Genomic DNA, 17,334 nt, shown 5'->3' on the forward strand with positions numbered 1-17,334 from the left:
ATAGACTTGAAAGGGGATGCCGAAGCCCTAAGTTTAGACAGTGCTAAAGTGGATTTGACGTTTTTCATTTCATTAAATATAGTGAAACCCTTCATCGAAATTGTTTGATAAATTCACTTTAAACGCTGGAATGTATTTCTATCATGTATCTTAATCTCTATTAACAGATCATTTTTAGCTATCTAACATAGAAATACACTCTACTCGTTAAAGGAGAAAATCAACACTAGTAGTTGGAGGAACTTTTCAAAAAAACATGTAACCTTTTCGGTAGCTTAAACGAATAATGGTTGTATGACAAAATGAGGGGGGATATATTTGCTTGATGCAGAAAACTTGGAAGACAGAATCATTGAGATTTGTAAAGGTGGTATTTGATATTCACAGGGATTCCATAGCAAGAAAAGATAGCACCTTCATCGCTAATGGAAAAGAATATGCAAAGGTGGCGTTAATAGTGTCTCGAACAAGCAAGAATTACGATGAAAATGTGGATTTCGCAGAACTACTACACGCTAAAATTGAGCAAAAATACCCTGGAATTTCGAGAGGGGTAATAGTTAAGAATGGTAAGGCACAAAGTACTTACAATCAGGATCTCATTGGTGAGTCAGTATTAATGAATATAGGCGGGATAGACAATACATTGGAAGAAGAATATAGAGCAGCGGATATTTTAGCGACAATCATTAAAGAAATAATTGAAACGAATTAATCTGTTACTTAAACACGGATGATCTATGATATATATCGGAATCTGCCAAGTTTTAATATGAAAAATTCATCTTCTATACCACGTCTGTTGAATTTCTTTCGTCCCAAAAAGCTTTAGTACTTCGTGTACTTGTGCCTTTGGAGGGCGACGGATGATCGACCACCATGCGCATCCTATAGATCAAGATATCTCGGTACTGGTATAGGAGTCATTCAATACAAAGCGATCTAAAAGCAACCGTACTCGGGACGCCTAGTGTTTGATTAAGTTGTTTTTTTGGTTTATTTTGGTTATCAACACGTGTGCTTGTATACTATTAAAAAACGATCCCCCAATTTTATGCCAGGTGAATCGTTTTGTTTTATCCATTATTTGTTCTCCCATTACCTCTGAGAGGATTAAACCGTAGTTCATGTCTATTAATAAAATAGTTTTTTTTGAAGAATATCTAATGCTTGGTTAATAGCATCTAAATCTTCATTCGAAGCATTTTGTATTCGATCTAGGAAACGAAATTCTACACATGCAAAAGACTCGTTCATCATGGTTTCCCCATCTTCTGAGAGGCGAATATATTGTTTTCGTCGATCTTCGGTATCACTTGATTTTTCGATTAGATTTTTTTCGCTTAATTTTTTCAGTTCACGGCTCGTGTTTGGCATAGATATATGCTGACAATCACTGATTTCACTAGGAGTAACAGGTTGACTAACGGCTATATACTCAAGAATATTATATTGAACTGGTGTGACGGAATCTGATTTGGTATTTTTGGTTAATTCGTGTGTCACGCGATGAACAGAAGTTGTAAATGATACACATTTATAAAAAAGAGCTTTTTTGTCCATAATTCTCACCTCTTACTCACAAGATATCAAAAACGTTGTCCTAATACAATTATCATTTGACAACAAAAAGAAGAGAGTGCTATTATTTACTTATCATATGATAAGTAAAAGGGGTGCGTTATGAAAATGCTAGTTATATACACATATCCTAATCACAAAAGTTTAAATTATGCATTTTTACAAAAAATTATCAAAGGAAGTAATGAAAATCCGAACATAAAGGAGTTACAGGTATTAGATTTATATGAAGAAAAATTTGATCCACTCCTAGTGTTTAGTGAACATAAACGAAGACGTGATATGTATCGTGATCCTCGCATTGAAAAATATAGAACACAAATTACTTGGGCTGATAAGATTGTCTTTGTCTATCCAATCTGGTGGGGAAGACCTCCAGCAATGCTTATGGGATACATTGATCAATTATTTTCTGCGAATTTTGCTTACAGGGATAAGAAGGGACTACTACCAGAAGGACTTTTGAAAGGAAAGTCAGTTGTATGTGTATCGACTATGAAGGGCCCTACAAAATATCCACTTCTCTGGTTGAATAATGCACATAAAATATTGATGAAAAAAGCACTGTTTAGTTTTGTAGGAATCAAAAGAGTGAAGTTTTTTGAATTTGGTAATATGGAAAGTTTAAAAGGAAAACAAACAAAAAAATTAGAGAAAATTTATCATTATTTTAAAAGAGTAGATCGGTAAGAAAAGTATTTCGATACTTTTAAAATGTAGGTACACGATAAGCAAAGCTTACTAATTCAAGTTCAGTAGAATAAAACAGCTCACTCAGATGGATTTACTCCATTGAGTGAGCTGTTTTATTAATATGGATCGGCGTCATGACCTTTCTCCACTGCTTCATCAGGGGCTTTATCGCCATCTCTATTTCCGAGGGGCTTCTGACTCGATCCTTTTGTTGAGGCTTGTGCCAAGCCTTCTCGTAAACGACGTCCGTATTCTTCATCCGCCTCATCCGCAAGAGCTATCATTTTAACTTGAATACGTGGGTCACAATTTGAAAGGTCTGACACCAAGTTTGAAATTAAATCTGCTCGTTCCCATTCTTCAAAATTGCGATACGTGTCTCCGGCTTGTTTTGTATTGCTTTGTCGGTCAATGGACTCTCGCACAAGTTTACCTTCAATATAAGGAGTGTATTCTATTCCGTCTTGTTCAGCCTCTTTTAAACCGCCTAAGATCGATGGCTCGTAGTTAATATGAGGATTCTGACCCGGAGCTCTGTCAAGTTTATATTGCATCTGTCCGCCACTCTGATTCGTTGCTACCCGTTTTTTTGGAGAATTGATGGGTAGCTGTAAATAGTTGGCGCCAACGCGATGACGCTGCGTATCTGAATAGGAGAAAGTCCGTCCTTGAAGCATTTTATCATCAGAGAAATCAAGACCATCGACAAGCACACCTGTACCGAATGCTACTTGTTCAACTTCAGTGAAGTAATCTTCAGGGTTTTTGTTTAAGGTCATCTTTCCGACAGGTAACCATGGGAACAGATCTTCAGGCCATAATTTCGTATCATCGAGCGGGTCGAAATCGAGTTCTGGATGTTCGTCGTCACTCATAATTTGGACAAGCAACTCCCATTCAGGATAATCACCTTCTTTGATCGCGTCATGTAAATCTTGTGTCGCATGATTAAAACTTGTCCCTTGGATTTCACTTGCTTGTTGTTGGGTTAAGTTTTTAATACCTTGTTTCGGTTCCCAATGATACTTGACAAGTACTGCAACGCCTTCTTGGTTCACCCATTTATACGTATTGACACCGGAGCCTTGCATCATGCGGTAATTGGCAGGGATGCCCCAGGGCGAATAAACAAATGTCACCATATGGAACGATTCGGGAGAGCTGGCGCAAAAGTCGAAAAAGCGTTCGCCGTCTTGAATATTCGTAATCGGATCTGGTTTAAAAGCATGAATCATATCGGGGAACTTGATTGCATCACGGATAAAGAATATTTTTAAATTATTTCCAACGAGATCCCAGTTACCGTCCTCTGTATAAAATTTCACAGCAAATCCACGAGGGTCACGAAGTGTTTCAGGCGAGTGTCCACCATGAATAACGGATGAAAAGCGGACGAATACAGGCGTCTGTTTGCCTTTTACCTGAAAAAGTTTTGCGCGTGTATACTTGGAAACGGGTTCGTCACCAGCTGTTCCATAGGCTTCGAAATAGCCATGCGCGCCTGCACCACGTGCATGGACAACACGTTCAGGAATACGTTCTCTGTCGAAGTGGCTGATTTTTTCTAGAAAATCATAGTTTTCTAAAACAGCAGGACCTCGATTGCCGACTGTTCTTAGATTCTGGTTGTTTGTAACAGGATGTCCCTGTCTATTCGTCAATGTATCTTCTTGTTCTTCATTCAATTTGTTATTGAATAGATCGTCTGACAATTGATAACCTCCTCTTTAATATGATGAAACGTGTGCATAGTAAATCGTAGGACAATACGTTTTGAACAGGGATCTCATCCACACTCTGCTCAATTAAGAAGGATTTAATTCCTGTTTACGTTTTTTACTATAACGAATTGTCGTAACTGAGTGAAGAAATGCTTGAGACAGGCATATACATCTATAAAGTATTTGAAATAGGTGGGGTCCTGTGTACATTTTACAAAAGGCGCTAACGCTATTTATCGGAAGTTTATTAGTCGCGATCGGTGTAAATTTATTTCTTGTTCCATTTGGGTTGTTGGATGGTGGTGCGATTGGTATCAGTCTAATTATCCATTATGCGATGGGTGTCAAAGTGGGGCTTACATTTCTTATCGTAAGCATCCCAATCTTTATGCTTGCTTGGAAGTATTACCGTTCTTTTTTTTACAACGGAATCCATGGCATGTTGCTTTCATCCCTAATCATGGATTTATTATATCCATTGAATATGATCGGAAGGGAATTGGTAACTAGTCCTCTAATAAGTGCAATATGTGGAGGGATATTTATCGGTGTTGGGGTGGGTATCATGCTTCGCCTTGATATTAGTATTGGGGGAACCGATTTACTAGCACAAATGATTGCAAGGAAACTGTCCATTAATCCAGGTGTTATGATCTTTTGCATTGATATATTGATTGTCACAATGGGAAGCTTATTAATACCTTCTGTTCATCTAGTCTTGTCGTTTACGACAGTGATTATGGTTGGTATTACAACAAGTCTGATTGTATTAAAATCCGCAAATGCATAGAAAAGGGCAATGAAAATACGTATTCTTCATTGTGATTAAAGAGAAGACAGAAACAAGACCAAGTGTACATTTCACTCGGTCTTGTTTCTGTCAGCATTCCTTTAGAAAGTCTTCGGTTTTGTGTAAATTGTTCTCAGTAGTAGGACTGGGGTTTCAATCTTAAGCACGTGTTGTAATAAGAATCCATTTCAAACTCCGTATCACTTTTTATTAATATACTTCTGTTACGTTTCTTCTTTAACTCCGATATTATTGAACGCATTGTGAACATCAATTGAGTTTGTCACAATGACCGCTAATACGATGGCAGTCTTACTTAAGTTTATTATTAAAGTGATTTTCTCAGCAGTACTGTCGTAGATTTCCACCATATACGGTACAAATTCAGGAGTGAACAAATTAGGATTAAATACAATAGATAAAAGGAGAGCAATCCATAGAAGATTAACAAAGAAATTTCCGGCCGCGAGCTTGGTAGTCCATTGTGAATCACTGGATTTATAAACTGATAGCGACAATTCAAACGTAACTAAAACTAATAGGAGAGGAAAATAATAAAGTAAAGTATCTCCATTCAAAGCAAACATGAAAGTATTCAATCCCTTCCGCCCTTGTATGTGTATATTAAAGTGTTGCCAAATTGTCGGTGGAAAATAAGTCCGGCGGATATGTTTTTCAAAGCAATCCAGAAATAATCGATATGTATGTGAATGATTTGACCACAGTTTAGAGTTGAATAACGAAAGGGGACATACAAAACAAGACCGGGTTTCCATTCACCCGGTCTTGTTTCTGTCATTTTTCTTTTTCGTAAATCTTTAACTTCGTATAAATCGTTTCCAGTATCGGGGTTGGGACGTCATGTGTATTCGCGTGTTGCAATAATAAACCATGCAGATGATCGGATTCTAGCGGAAGGGATTTTTCTATATCTCGCTGCATCGAGGATTTCATAAGGTATGGCATATCACTAATTTTGGTATACAGTTCTTGCGTGATAGTATCATGTATCGGTGCATTGATTTTCTTCATAATTGCGCCGAGTTCTTCCAACAGTGAAGCAACAGTATTCCGCCCGGTTTCCAACTCCATAATTGGTCCTATGGGTGACTCCATCAGTGATGTAATACCGGATAGTGCAGTGATGAACAAATATTTATGCCACATTTCCTGATTGATTTGCTCACTTAGCACACATGAAGCGTTGGCCCCTTCAAAAGCAGCTTTCAGTTTTTCCATACGAGGTGTGATCTCCCCAGATCTTTCGCCGTAAATAAGCTGATGGATCGGACTTTTTTGTAATATGGTTCCATGTTCGTCAAGTGTCGTTTCGATGAAGCAAAGACCACCGATGACGGCATCTTCTCCGAAAGCTTTGATTAGTTGTTCGAGATGCCCGACGCCATTCAAGAGGGGGAGAATAATCGTGTCCTCTTTTACAAATGGACGTATATCATTGATTGCTTGGGTAAGGTGATAGGACTTTGTAGAAATGAGGATCAAATCGAATTTATCCCCAATATCCTTTGATGTAATCATTCGCGGGGCGAGCTTAGCATTCCCGTTGACACTTTCAATTTTTAAGCCAGATTTTTCAAGCATTTCTTTGCGCTTTGCTCGTACAAGGAAAGTAACGTTCTCTCCTTTTTCCAAGAGCCTACCTCCAAAGTATCCGCCAATTGCTCCTGCTCCGACGATTAATATGTTCATATCATAATCCTCCTTATATCTGTATGATAAATTCTATTCTACAGTAGTCTGGGTTATTAGAATCATTGAATGACGTGTAATGAAAAACGATGGCATGCCGGACAGGATATGCCTAGCTTGCCATCGTATACATTAACCGATGATCGAAATATATTTTTCGCCAAGAACTTCCTTCGTTTTATAATCGGTATTGACCAATTGATCACTTACGAATGCTTTAACATCTTGTTCTTTAATTGCATAAAATTCTTCGATTTCACGTGAGAACAACAGTTTTTCTTGTTGGATAAGTGACTGCAAACTTGATTGTTGTTTTGGTTGCAAAATTTCCCCGGGCAGCATTTGTTGAAGTGCCTCCGTGTATTGTTCAAGTGCTCGTGCACCGACAATCTTGACGCCTTTTTTCTCTTCATTCAACATGACGATAGTTGGGAATCCACGGACGCCTAGTTGATGAACGAGTTGAAAGTCTTCTTGCAATGAAGTTTCAGCTTCCGGCAGTTTCGATTGTTTGACGATTTCTACTCCACTAAGGCCAACTTTATTGACAAGATCGATTAATATGTCATCTTGCGCAATGTTTTGATTGAAAGCGAAGAGGGCTTCGCGTGCGCGGCGTAAAAATATATTGGCGATTTCGGGACTTTGCTTATGAATCACTTTAAATACACGAGAAGGAATGAAGGAAGATTCGATCGGATTATCATGCCAAAGAGTCCCGTCAATCGGCATACGAGAATGCTCACCGACTTCTCTCCAATGCTCAGCGACATCGGCAGGACTATTGATGCCATTTGCAGTGTCTGCAAAGCCGTTCCAGTTTTCCAATAATCCACCCATCAATGTATGCATGTTGACGTATTGGCCATATTGCGCCTCAAATTTTCGGAGAACGGGTTCCAGTGCCCAACAATGGGAACAAATTGGATCCGTTACGTAATATAAGTCGACCTTCTTTTTAGGTGTTGAGAGATCGATGAATTGCATTTCTGTTTCTCCACCAGGTCCGCATACGCCAGTTTCTAAATCGCATATCATATTGTTTTTCATTCTAATTCCTCATTTCTTTATTTTGTAATTGTCAGTTCCAAATCGATATTTTCTTGTGCCCACTTATGGACAGGTTGGAGGGCAATTGCTAACTGCTGTCCTTTGTCGGATAGATGATATGAAATGGTGACGGGGGTGCCTTCTGTTACTACTTTCACAACCAAGCCATAATTGGCGAGTTCAGTTAGCTTTAATGATAAGGACCGTGGGGTAATATCATTCAAATCACGTTTCATATCAGAAAAGTGTGCCTTAAAGTTTGGGCAATTCGATAAGTAATGGACGATGAGACCATTCCAACGCCTGCCTAATATTTCAAAGCACGATTCCAAATAAGGACAAACCTTCATAAGTATCACCTCTTCTTTCGATAATTTTTTATATGCAGGTATACTAAGTATATCAAGTATAAAAATTATATTAACTAAAACACGCTCATCAAAGTAAATTTGATGAGCGTGTTTTAGTTAATTAATCCAAGTTGTGAACTCTTTAAAATCGGTCCTTTTAAACGGTTTCGGTTCAATTTCAGGATATCCTAGGTAGATAAATGCAACAATCTCACCTTTAGTAGATAGTCCGAAAAAATCACTTACTTTTGGATGGTAACAGATTGCACCTGTTCGCCAGATTGCACCAAGACCGAGAGCATGTGCGGTTAATAGCATATTTTGGACACTGGTACTGACAGTAGCATACTCTTCTTTCAAAATAACATTTTCTTTTTCACTTGGCTCCACTCCGACCGCGATGATGACAGGTGCACGCAGCGGATTCCGTTCACTTCGTTCAATTTTTACGATACTACTTTCCGAAAGAGGATCTTCCTGTTGAGAAATCGTTATCTCACGAAGCACTTTACCTAATTTCATTCTGCCATCGCCTTGAAGTACATAGAAACGCCAAGGTTCGGTTTTATGATGATTCGGCGCATAAGTTCCCGCCTCAATAATTTGTTCAATAAGATTTGCTGGTACAGCTTGATCACTGACTAGCGGAATAGTTCTCCGTGTCTTAATCGCGTCGTGTATATTCAAAAAGATCGCCTCTTTCTATCCATACTAAATAGCTACTTAATAAGTATATCGACATGAGTAGATAAAATCATTGTTTTCGCTATATTAAACATTCAAGTGTTCGGAAAATGCGATATACTTGGTCTATTAAGTTACTACTGTCAGGGAAAGAGTGTGAGAATCAAATGACCACAGTAAAAGAATCATCTGCATTAGGAAATCCTGTTTATCCAATTATGTTTGCAATTGGTGCTTGCCATTTGTTAAACGATACGCTTCAAGCTGTGATTCCAGCAATGTTTCCTGTTCTTGTAAAAGAGAGGGGGTTTAGCTTTACCCAACTTGGATTCATTTTTTTTGCTTTGAATATGGTGGCATCAGTCTTACAACCAGTCATCGGTTATATAAGTGACCGGAAGCCAAAACCTTATGCGCTTCCATTCGGAATGATGTTTTCGCTTATTGGAATAGGGGGGCTCGCTTTTGCTCCAACTTACTGGTTATTAATCGTTTCCGTCATGTTACTTGGATTTGGTTCCGCCGTTTTTCACCCTGAAGGATCACGAGTCTCTTTTATGGCTGCAGGATCGAAGCGTGGACTTTCCCAATCCATCTACCAAGTGGGGGGAAACTCGGGACAGGCACTTGCACCGTTGATTGGTGCATTCATATTAGTTCCGTATGGTCAAAAATCGGCAGCGTTATTTTTGCTTGTTGCAGCACTTGGTATTTTTATATTGATGAAAATATCTGCCTGGTATAAAAAGCAGTTGGAACAGGAGAAGTTAAACAATCGTAAGAAAGTCCTTCTCTCATCGATTGGTAACTTAACGAAAAAGAAAATAGGGATAGCACTTGGTTTACTTCTTGTCATCATCTTCGCCCGTTCATTTTACGTTACGAATATTACAAGCTTTTTCATATTTCATTTGATGGATAAATATGAGGTATCAGATAAAGAAGGATTACTCTATATATTCCTGTTTTTGGCACTTGGGGCAGTCGGCACATTTTTTGGCGGACCGATGGCAGACAAGCTTGGAAGAAAAAATGTCATTGTACTTTCGCTCGCAGTGCCGATACCGTTATGCTTAATACTTCCATATGTTCCATTATGGGCTGTGGCAGTGTTACTGATGTTAATTGGTTTTTTCATTATGCTAAGCTTTTCGGTGACAGTTGTTTATGCACAAGAGCTAGTACCAAGCAAAATTGGAACGATGGCAGGGCTGACTGTTGGACTGGCATTTGGTATGGGAGCAATTGGTTCGGTTATCATCGGAATAATGATGGATAGTATTGGTATTCATCCTACGATGATCATTGTTTCATTCCTCCCTATTATTGGACTTGTAGGGTTGGCGCTACCGCGCGATCAAAAATTAACAGCAGAAACTGCGGATTAAGGGGACAAAATGAACAATTATTGTAGATATGCGTTGCATCAAATAAGGGTTGCGATTGATTCCCTTGTTGAACTAGTAGATTGCTTAGAAGAGCATGACTTACAACAAAGACCAACAGCTGCAAAACATTCCGTTGGTGAGTTATTAGAGCATATTGCCACAATATGTAGAGCGGATTTTTATATTGCTGATGGTGCAAACCAAGAAGAAATGGCTACATTTTATTCAACAGTTTCATTGATTTCAAAAGAGGAAATTAAAGAGGCATTATTGAGTAATTATACTTTTTTACAAGAGAGATTTATGGAGTTTAATGAAGAAGAGTTGCACATGGAAATAACTTCATATTGGGGGGTGACCTACTCCCGGTATGAGTGGCTAGTAGAAACAACAGCCCACCTATACCATCATAGAGGGCAATTGCATTCAATACTTGTTCATTGTTATGGTTTGGACTTAAATGCTCAGCTATTTGAATAATTGTATGGTGAAAATAAATAGTTTTTTGAGTTGGCTTTTACATTCAATCCATATTATAATATGGAGTCGGCTTAAATTTGAAAGTAGGTTGTAAAAATTGTCCAAAGACCAAAGAAAGAAAATGCTAATATTAATGATTAATATGTTTATTGCAGTAGGAAGTTTCGGAATTATAATACCTATATTACCGGCCTATCTTTTGTCAATTGGCCAAGGTGGAACGGCAGCGGGCTTGATGATTGCCATATTTGCGGGAGCACAGCTTGTAATGTCACCAATTGCAGGGAAATGGACGGATCGCTATGGACGTAGAATAATGATTATTTCAGGACTTAGCGGTTTGGCCCTGTCCATGTTCGTTTTTTACTTTTCAGATTCGATAGGTGTGTTATATCTATCCCGTGTTATTGGCGGCGTTGGAGCAGCGTTATTAATCCCAGCGATTTTTGCTTACGTGGCAGATATCACAACAATGGATCAGCGTGCCAAAGGTAACAGTTTCATTTCTGCTTCGATGTCACTTGGGATTGTTATTGGTCCTGGAATCGGAGGATTTTTAGCTGATTTTGGTTTGAAAATGCCACTGCTTATATCTGCGATAGTAGGACTCGCAGCCGTTGCTTTTTCAGCATTCATGTTGGAAGAAAGCATGGATACGAAAATCGAAGTGCCTAATGAAAAACCTGAGCCAATGGTAAAAGAAATTGCACAGTCATTTAACAAACCGTACTTTATCCCTTTAGTTATCACGCTTGTCATGAGCTTTGGGTTAATGGCATATGAATCAGTTCTCGGCCTTTTTGTAGATAATGTGTTCGGAGCCACTCCGAAAGATATTGCTGTATTAGTAACTTCAACAGGTATCATCAGTGTAATCATTCAACTATTTGCTGTTGATTGGATTGTTCGCAAATTTGGTGAAGCAGTCGTGTTGAACATTTTCCTTGCTCTTGCGGCACTTGGATTTTTGCTGTCCATCTTTGTGCCGAGTTATATTATGTTTTTCGGTGTTACGATGATTATTTTCCTCTCGACTTCTATACTGAGGCCTGTACTGACGACACTCATATCTAAGTTGGCGGGGAATGAGCAAGGATTTGCGATGGGAATGAACAATGCATATATGAGCATTGGAAACGTCCTTGGACCACTTCTTGCTGGGCTTCTGTTTGACGTGCATATTTTGTATCCATTTATTTTGGGACTAATCGTTCTTGTAATTACAATATTTGTCTCTATGAAATGGAAAGGTCCACGAAACATCTCAATGTGATAAAACAGGCAATCCCCATAGGAGGGATTGCCTGTTTTATTGAGTTCTGTTTCTTTACAAGTTTCGAATTCCGAAGTATAATATAATAATTACCTAAGTAAATAAAGGAGTTGAAGATATGAATCCATTATTCCATGAAGTATTTCAAAAGACACGATTATTAAGTAAAGAATTAAATCTAGTGCTTAAAGAATATGATCTGTTCGCATCACAATGGACAGTGCTTTACTGTGTTCATCAACATGAGGAAATGATATTAACAAATATATGGAAGTATTTGAATGTGGAAGCTCCAACGATAACACGAACTGTGAGTCGATTGGAGGAATTAGGATGGCTGAAGACATATGTAGGGAAGGATCGTAGGGAAAAGGTAGTCCGCCTTTCGGAAGAAGCTGTAGCCAAGTTTCCTATGATTGAGGCCTCGATTATTCATTTTGAAAATGAATTTTTAAAAGGTTTGTCAAATGAAGAACAGGTAATACTAAGAGGATTATTGAAAAAGCTCGACAATGAAAGAAGTGAGTAATTTGGAAAAAAAAGAACCTATTTGGACAAAACCATTCGTCAGTTTGTTTTTTACTAATATATCTGTATTTATCGTATTTTATGGCCTTGTAACTACTCTGCCGCTTTATGCAATCGGGGTGTTGAACCGAACAGATGAAGAGGCGGGATTACTGATGACAGTATTTTTACTTTCCGCAATTGTTGTCAGACCGTTTACAGGGAAAATTTTAGATATTGCAGGAAAACGAAAAATGTTATGGATTGGTCTTGCCCTCTATTTGATATGTACAGTCCTTTATTATTTTATCCAACCGTTTGCGGGACTTTTAGTGTTGCGTTTTGTACAGGGGATCTGGTTTAGTATTATTACGACGGCGACACTTTCAATTGCGGCAGATATTGTGCCGATCACGCGAAGAGGAGCAGGCCTGGGCTATTTTTCGATGTCGACAAATTTAGCTGTTGTTCTCGGTCCATTAATTGCGCTGGCTGTCATTCAATCCTATTCATTCGATGTATTGTTTGTCGTGCTGAGTATATTAATGATTGTCGGCGTGTTAACATCTCTATCTGCACCAGCCGGCGTTATTCCAGTGAAAAATGATGTGAAAAGCAAATTGTCATTTGGCGACCTGTTTGAAAAACGGGCAGTGCCAGTGGCATTCCTTGGAAGTTTGATAGCATTGTCTTATGCGAGTGTCTTATCGTACCTATCCATTTATGCACAGGAAAAAGGACTCCTAGCATTGGCGAGTTCCTTCTTCCTCGTGTTTGCGGCAGTTATGCTATTAACTCGCCCGTTTACTGGTAGGCTCTTCGATGAAAAGGGGCCCCAATATGTAATAATACCCGGGTTTATATTTTTTGCCATCGGTCTTGTCCTTTTGGCAAACATGGATTCTGCAATATCCTTTTTAATTGCGGGAGCATTTGTTGGATTTGGTTATGGTGCACTTGTTCCGAGCTTCCAGACACTTGCAGTACAATCAACAAAACATGAGAGAAGTGGATATGCGACCGCTACATTCTTCACGTTTTTTGATTCGGGCCTTGCGATAGGGTCGTTTGTACTTGGGCTAATTGCTCTCCATTTCGGATATGAATCCGTTTACTTGGTGTCGGGTGCACTTGCGTTTGCTGTCCTTATCCTTTATATGATTATCCATCGGAAAAAGAAACATGAATCCTTAACATAGGGATTCATGTTTTTTTGTTTGCTGCAAATCGTGATAAACAAGGGAAGGGCACTTATTACTTTTTAAAAAATTTAAGTGTTCATTTGCGATTTAATTGGAAGTAGTTTAGGGTATATAGTTATTAACTAATTTAATAGGGGTCGGTTTTCTTTGGATAGGAAGTTTTGGAGAAATCCGGTATTCTCAATTTCAGCAACAGTTATCTTGTTTCTTGTAGTTGCGGGGGCGGTATTACCGGAAAAGTTTGGAAATGTAGCAGATAAATTATACGACTTTACAACAGTGAATTTTGGCTGGTTCTACTTGCTGGTTGTTTTCATCATAGTGATATTTTTAGCTGGTCTGGCGATCAGTAAGTATGGAGCAATCAGGATTGGCGGCGATGAAGAACGGCCGGATTATCCGTTTTTCACATGGATTGGGATGTTATTTTCGGCTGGTTTCGGAGTAGGGCTCGTTTTTTGGGGTGTAGCGGAACCGATGAGCCACTATTTCATTTCACCGATTGGAGGCATAGAACCGCATTCAGAACAAGCGGCACGGGTTGCAATGGGTTACTCATTTTTCCACTGGGGTATTTCTCAATGGGCTATCTTCGGTATTGTTGGCTTGGTTATCGGGTTTTTACAATTTCGAAAGAAAAAAGATGGTCTCATTTCCACAGCTTTGGAGCCGTTGCTAGGATCGAATAAAAAGTTGAAGATAGGTATTGATTCTTTTGCAGTCATTGCTACAGTCATGGGGATTGCCACTTCGCTTGGGCTCGGTATTTTGCAGATGGCTGGTGGTCTGGAATCTGTATTTAACATTAAAAGTACATTCAGCATACAGTTAATTATTATAATTATCGTTTTTATTTGCTACATGCTGTCGGCAGCTTCAGGGTTGAATAAAGGAATCCGTTATTTAGGGAACTTTAACTTAGGAATGGCAATAGCGATGCTTGTGTTCTTTTTCATCGTGGGTCCAAAGGTATTCATCCTTGAAACCTTTACACTGGCAATCGGTGATTACATAACGAATTTCATTCAATACAGTTTGCGTTTACAGCCTTATCAAGGTGGGACATGGGTCAGGGATTGGACGATATTCTATTGGGCGTGGACAATCGCATGGTCGCCTTTTGTTGGGGCGTTCGTTGCACGTGTATCCAAAGGTAGAACGATTCGAGAATTCATCATCGGGGTAATGGTCATTCCGCCGGTGTTTGCATGCATGTGGATTGCAACATTGGGCGGGACAGCACTTTATAGTGATTTGAACAACGGTACAAAGATAGCGGAAGCTGTTAACGCTGATGTCACTTCTGCAATTTTCGAGACGTTTAGACATATGCCATTCACTGGACTCATGTCCGCTTTGGCAATCTTATTGATTTTTACATTCTTGGTGACATCTGCGGATTCGGCAACGTACATCCTGGCGAGTATGACAACGAAGGGGAGTTTGATGCCACCCTTGATTGTGAAAATGGTTTGGGGAATCCTAATGTCAGCGATAGCGGCAGTGCTGTTATATGCCGGCGGGTTGGATGCATTGCAATCTGCTTCACTTATTGCTGCATTGCCTTTCACGGTTCTTCTCCTTTTACTTGTAATCGGAATGGGCAAATTGTTGAAGAAAGAACCAATTACGGTCAGACCGGCCGACATAAGAAGTTTTGAGAGGATCGAACGTGCAGTGAAGAAGAAAGCTGAGAAGGAAAAATCAATTATGCCTTCATCCAAAAGAAGGAATCAGCAGAAGAAGTGAATTAAAATAACACAAAAATGCCTGCCCTATCATATTTTAGGGTCAGGCATTTTTTGTGATTTTTATCATCTAATTACTTCTCGTAAATTCTTTTGAGTGCATCTTTAAATTGGGGCTTAATATTAATAGCCGGTTTGATTTCTTTCGCTTTCTGTTCGGCTTCATCCACGGAATCCGCTAGTCCCAATTCCAATAATGTAGCAGTGGCAATGGTTCCTGCTCTACCCCGACCAGTATTACAGTGAAAATACACATTTTTCCCAGCCTTATATGCATCGGTTATTTCTTTTACAGCAGCTTGAATGGACGCGTCTTGTTGCTGGGTATCGTCAACAATAGGCTGATGTACACTTTTATTATTTGAAAGTGGAACTTTTACTTCTGCACGTAAATCAAAGATAATATCAATTTTTTCATTCGCAAGAAGATCATCAATTGCATCTACGCCACCTATGAAAATTCGATTTGAGACTAGTTCTTCATACTTTTTGATTGTCATGGAGGATCTCCTTAGTATGTATTTGTAAACAGTATATCATTTAACGTAATGAACTTTTCGTTTCGGTAATTCTAAGCAATTTAATTGCCCGCCGTAGACAGCTCCACCATCGATACCAATAATCCGGTTATCTCCGAAGTAAATAGTATGATTTTCCGCATCCTCATGAAAAATTTTAGTTGGCGTATGACCGAAGACGACTGTCCTGTCTCCATCATAACCTGTGTGGAACTCTTCGCGGATCCACATCAATATATAGGGATCTGTTTCAGCAATTGGTTGTGTAGGGTGAACGCCTGCATGGACGAAAACATAATCGTCACGTTCGATAATGTGATCCAGATTTTGAATGAATTCAAGGTGTTTGTCCAATATTTTGGAATTCAATACAGGTTTAACAAATACCTCTGCATCTTGCATCATAAACTCACTTTCGTTGAGACCGTAACTTTCTAAGGTTTTGCTACCGCCACATCGATTGATCCAATGTTTCCAAGCTCGTTCCTCGTTTGTCGTCAAGGCTTTGATCATCAAGTCTTCATGATTTCCTTTTAGGACAAGGGCTCCTTCTGATTTCAGCTCGATAACCTTATCAAGTACCTTTCTCGAGTTTGGCCCACGGTCTACATAATCACCTAACAGAATGAGTTGATCGTGATTAGAATCGTACTCCACATCGGATAATAAACGTTCAAACATTTCTAATTCGCCATGAATATCACTCATTACAAGTGTACGCTTCATTCTTCTTCATCCTTTCGGAAATGCTTTATATTACTCAAATCTATCAATTTTGTTGATTAACCATATTCTTACATAAGGAACAAGAGTCTACAGTAGACTTGTACATTTCCGGCTCTTTTTGGCCGAAATAATAGCAACACCTTTACCACGGGTTAATTGTAGCTGGAAATTATTTGGAAACTTCCGTCCGCTCCACCGCTTTAGTAACAGTGTGACGCTATATAGAAAGTGTAACTGGCTTACATCAGAAAAGGAAATGCTATAAAGAAGGGGCAGACAAAATTGCTCCTTTATGGAGAGGAAAGTGGTTATTCACTCCTTCCCAAATGGTTTAGAGCTTAGTGTAACTGTCACTTTTAGGAGCGACGGACGGTCGACTACCCTATGCAATAAGAATTCCCTATAACGGTGCAGTAGTCGGTCGAACCAAAGCGATTTAAAAGCATCTGTGGTTTAATCATAAAATTAATTAGTCATTATTGGATAACTTGGGTTACTCAACGCATATGCATACTTAAATTGATTATACGGTAATGTAAATGCGACATTATTGATAATAAAGATTCTTGTGTTCTGATTTTATCCCGCATTAACGGGCAGTAAGACCCCCACTTCAAGTATTTAAGGACACGAGAAGAATAAGTGGGGGTTCAACTGCCCGTAAAAGCCCGAATGGTTATACTAACAATCAGTGGGGGATGAAGAGCCCCCCTCTGATTGAAGATTAACTTTATTTTAAAGTAAATGTTTTTATGTATTTAGTGATTTTGGCTGAATGGTTTGAAGAAGAACTTTATTTCCGGGGAAATATTTTGTAGTTGCTATAAATAGTAATAATAATCATATATATCATTAGTTCTAGAGTTTATTCATCCGAGAACAATGAGTAAATACTTATTTCTCGGTTAATGAA

The 17,334-nt window shown here is 38.9% G+C and carries 18 protein-coding genes; 9 read left to right on the forward strand and 9 right to left on the reverse strand.

The genetic code is table 11. From position 1 onward, the window contains the following. Window positions 1-325: 325 nt before the first annotated feature. The gene (locus tag ACP8HG_RS01880; protein WP_342539765.1) at window positions 326-715 is read left to right on the forward strand and encodes a stage II sporulation protein P; all 390 of its coding nucleotides are present in this window, start codon (window positions 326-328) and stop codon (window positions 713-715) included. A 419-nt stretch (window positions 716-1,134) separates the two neighbouring features. Here ACP8HG_RS01880 and ACP8HG_RS01885 read toward each other — a convergent pair whose 3' ends face one another. Next, on the reverse strand, window positions 1,135-1,563 hold the full coding sequence (locus ACP8HG_RS01885; RefSeq protein WP_067207326.1) for a MarR family winged helix-turn-helix transcriptional regulator: 429 nt from the start codon (window positions 1,561-1,563) through the stop codon (window positions 1,135-1,137). Between the two features lie 120 nt (window positions 1,564-1,683). On the opposite strand from ACP8HG_RS01885, the gene ACP8HG_RS01890 reads away from it, so the two are divergent. Then, a complete protein-coding gene (locus ACP8HG_RS01890; RefSeq protein WP_438298121.1) occupies window positions 1,684-2,271 on the forward strand; it encodes an NAD(P)H-dependent oxidoreductase in 588 nt (195 codons plus the stop codon). Between the two features lie 119 nt (window positions 2,272-2,390). On the opposite strand, the gene ACP8HG_RS01895 is transcribed toward ACP8HG_RS01890, so the two are convergent. Then, window positions 2,391-3,986 (reverse strand): catalase, encoded by a 1,596-nt coding sequence (locus tag ACP8HG_RS01895; RefSeq protein ID WP_340765401.1) that lies wholly within the window; start codon window positions 3,984-3,986, stop codon window positions 2,391-2,393. 211 nt (window positions 3,987-4,197) lie between these two features. Here ACP8HG_RS01895 and ACP8HG_RS01900 point away from each other — a divergent pair, with 211 nt between their 5' ends. After that, on the forward strand, window positions 4,198-4,785 hold the full coding sequence (locus ACP8HG_RS01900; RefSeq protein ID WP_067207335.1) for a YitT family protein: 588 nt from the start codon (window positions 4,198-4,200) through the stop codon (window positions 4,783-4,785). A gap of 224 nt (window positions 4,786-5,009) precedes the next feature. On the opposite strand, the gene ACP8HG_RS01905 is transcribed toward ACP8HG_RS01900, so the two are convergent. The 5 genes from ACP8HG_RS01905 to ACP8HG_RS01925 all read right to left on the reverse strand — a co-directional run bounded on the left by ACP8HG_RS01905 (window position 5,010) and on the right by ACP8HG_RS01925 (window position 8,582). Then, complete coding sequence (locus ACP8HG_RS01905; RefSeq protein WP_067207337.1) at window positions 5,010-5,384, reverse strand: hypothetical protein; 375 nt, start codon at window positions 5,382-5,384, stop codon at window positions 5,010-5,012. Window positions 5,385-5,580: 196 nt separating this feature from the next. After that, entirely contained in the window at window positions 5,581-6,495 is a 915-nt protein-coding gene (locus tag ACP8HG_RS01910; protein ID WP_067207340.1) for a ketopantoate reductase family protein, read from the reverse strand. A 132-nt stretch (window positions 6,496-6,627) separates the two neighbouring features. Continuing rightward, complete coding sequence (locus ACP8HG_RS01915; RefSeq protein ID WP_338652999.1) at window positions 6,628-7,545, reverse strand: DsbA family protein; 918 nt, start codon at window positions 7,543-7,545, stop codon at window positions 6,628-6,630. A 17-nt stretch (window positions 7,546-7,562) separates the two neighbouring features. Then, on the reverse strand, window positions 7,563-7,895 hold the full coding sequence (locus ACP8HG_RS01920; RefSeq protein ID WP_438298122.1) for a winged helix-turn-helix transcriptional regulator: 333 nt from the start codon (window positions 7,893-7,895) through the stop codon (window positions 7,563-7,565). A 117-nt stretch (window positions 7,896-8,012) separates the two neighbouring features. Beyond that, complete coding sequence (locus tag ACP8HG_RS01925; RefSeq protein WP_067207350.1) at window positions 8,013-8,582, reverse strand: nitroreductase family protein; 570 nt, start codon at window positions 8,580-8,582, stop codon at window positions 8,013-8,015. A gap of 164 nt (window positions 8,583-8,746) precedes the next feature. On the opposite strand from ACP8HG_RS01925, the gene ACP8HG_RS01930 reads away from it, so the two are divergent. The 6 genes from ACP8HG_RS01930 (at window position 8,747) to ACP8HG_RS01955 (ending at window position 15,178) form a co-directional block, all read left to right on the forward strand. Continuing rightward, window positions 8,747-9,967 carry an MFS transporter gene (locus ACP8HG_RS01930; protein ID WP_067207351.1) on the forward strand — a complete coding sequence of 407 codons (1,221 nt, stop codon included), beginning with the start codon at window positions 8,747-8,749 and terminating at the stop codon, window positions 9,965-9,967. A 9-nt stretch (window positions 9,968-9,976) separates the two neighbouring features. After that, window positions 9,977-10,447 (forward strand): DinB family protein, encoded by a 471-nt coding sequence (locus ACP8HG_RS01935; protein ID WP_187047250.1) that lies wholly within the window; start codon window positions 9,977-9,979, stop codon window positions 10,445-10,447. A gap of 97 nt (window positions 10,448-10,544) precedes the next feature. After that, on the forward strand, window positions 10,545-11,720 hold the full coding sequence (locus ACP8HG_RS01940) for an MFS transporter (protein WP_067207357.1): 1,176 nt from the start codon (window positions 10,545-10,547) through the stop codon (window positions 11,718-11,720). Between the two features lie 118 nt (window positions 11,721-11,838). After that, entirely contained in the window at window positions 11,839-12,249 is a 411-nt protein-coding gene (locus ACP8HG_RS01945; protein ID WP_067207359.1) for a MarR family winged helix-turn-helix transcriptional regulator, read from the forward strand. Continuing rightward, window positions 12,242-13,426, forward strand: a complete 1,185-nt coding sequence (locus ACP8HG_RS01950) for an MFS transporter (protein WP_370569997.1) — start codon at window positions 12,242-12,244, stop codon at window positions 13,424-13,426. Before ACP8HG_RS01945 ends, ACP8HG_RS01950 begins: the two co-directional genes overlap by 8 nt. A gap of 150 nt (window positions 13,427-13,576) precedes the next feature. Beyond that, window positions 13,577-15,178: a BCCT family transporter gene (locus tag ACP8HG_RS01955; RefSeq protein WP_067207366.1), complete on the forward strand. Its 1,602-nt coding sequence runs from the start codon at window positions 13,577-13,579 to the stop codon at window positions 15,176-15,178. Between the two features lie 73 nt (window positions 15,179-15,251). On the opposite strand, the gene ACP8HG_RS01960 is transcribed toward ACP8HG_RS01955, so the two are convergent. Next, window positions 15,252-15,677, reverse strand: a complete 426-nt coding sequence (locus ACP8HG_RS01960) for a protein-tyrosine phosphatase family protein (protein WP_067207369.1) — start codon at window positions 15,675-15,677, stop codon at window positions 15,252-15,254. Window positions 15,678-15,713: 36 nt separating this feature from the next. Beyond that, entirely contained in the window at window positions 15,714-16,421 is a 708-nt protein-coding gene (locus ACP8HG_RS01965) for a metallophosphoesterase family protein (RefSeq protein WP_067207372.1), read from the reverse strand. Window positions 16,422-17,334 lie beyond the last annotated feature (913 nt).

It is taken from the genome of Sporosarcina sp. FA15, from assembly GCF_051550195.1.
In the GTDB taxonomy this organism is placed as follows: domain Bacteria; phylum Bacillota; class Bacilli; order Bacillales_A; family Planococcaceae; genus Sporosarcina; species Sporosarcina psychrophila.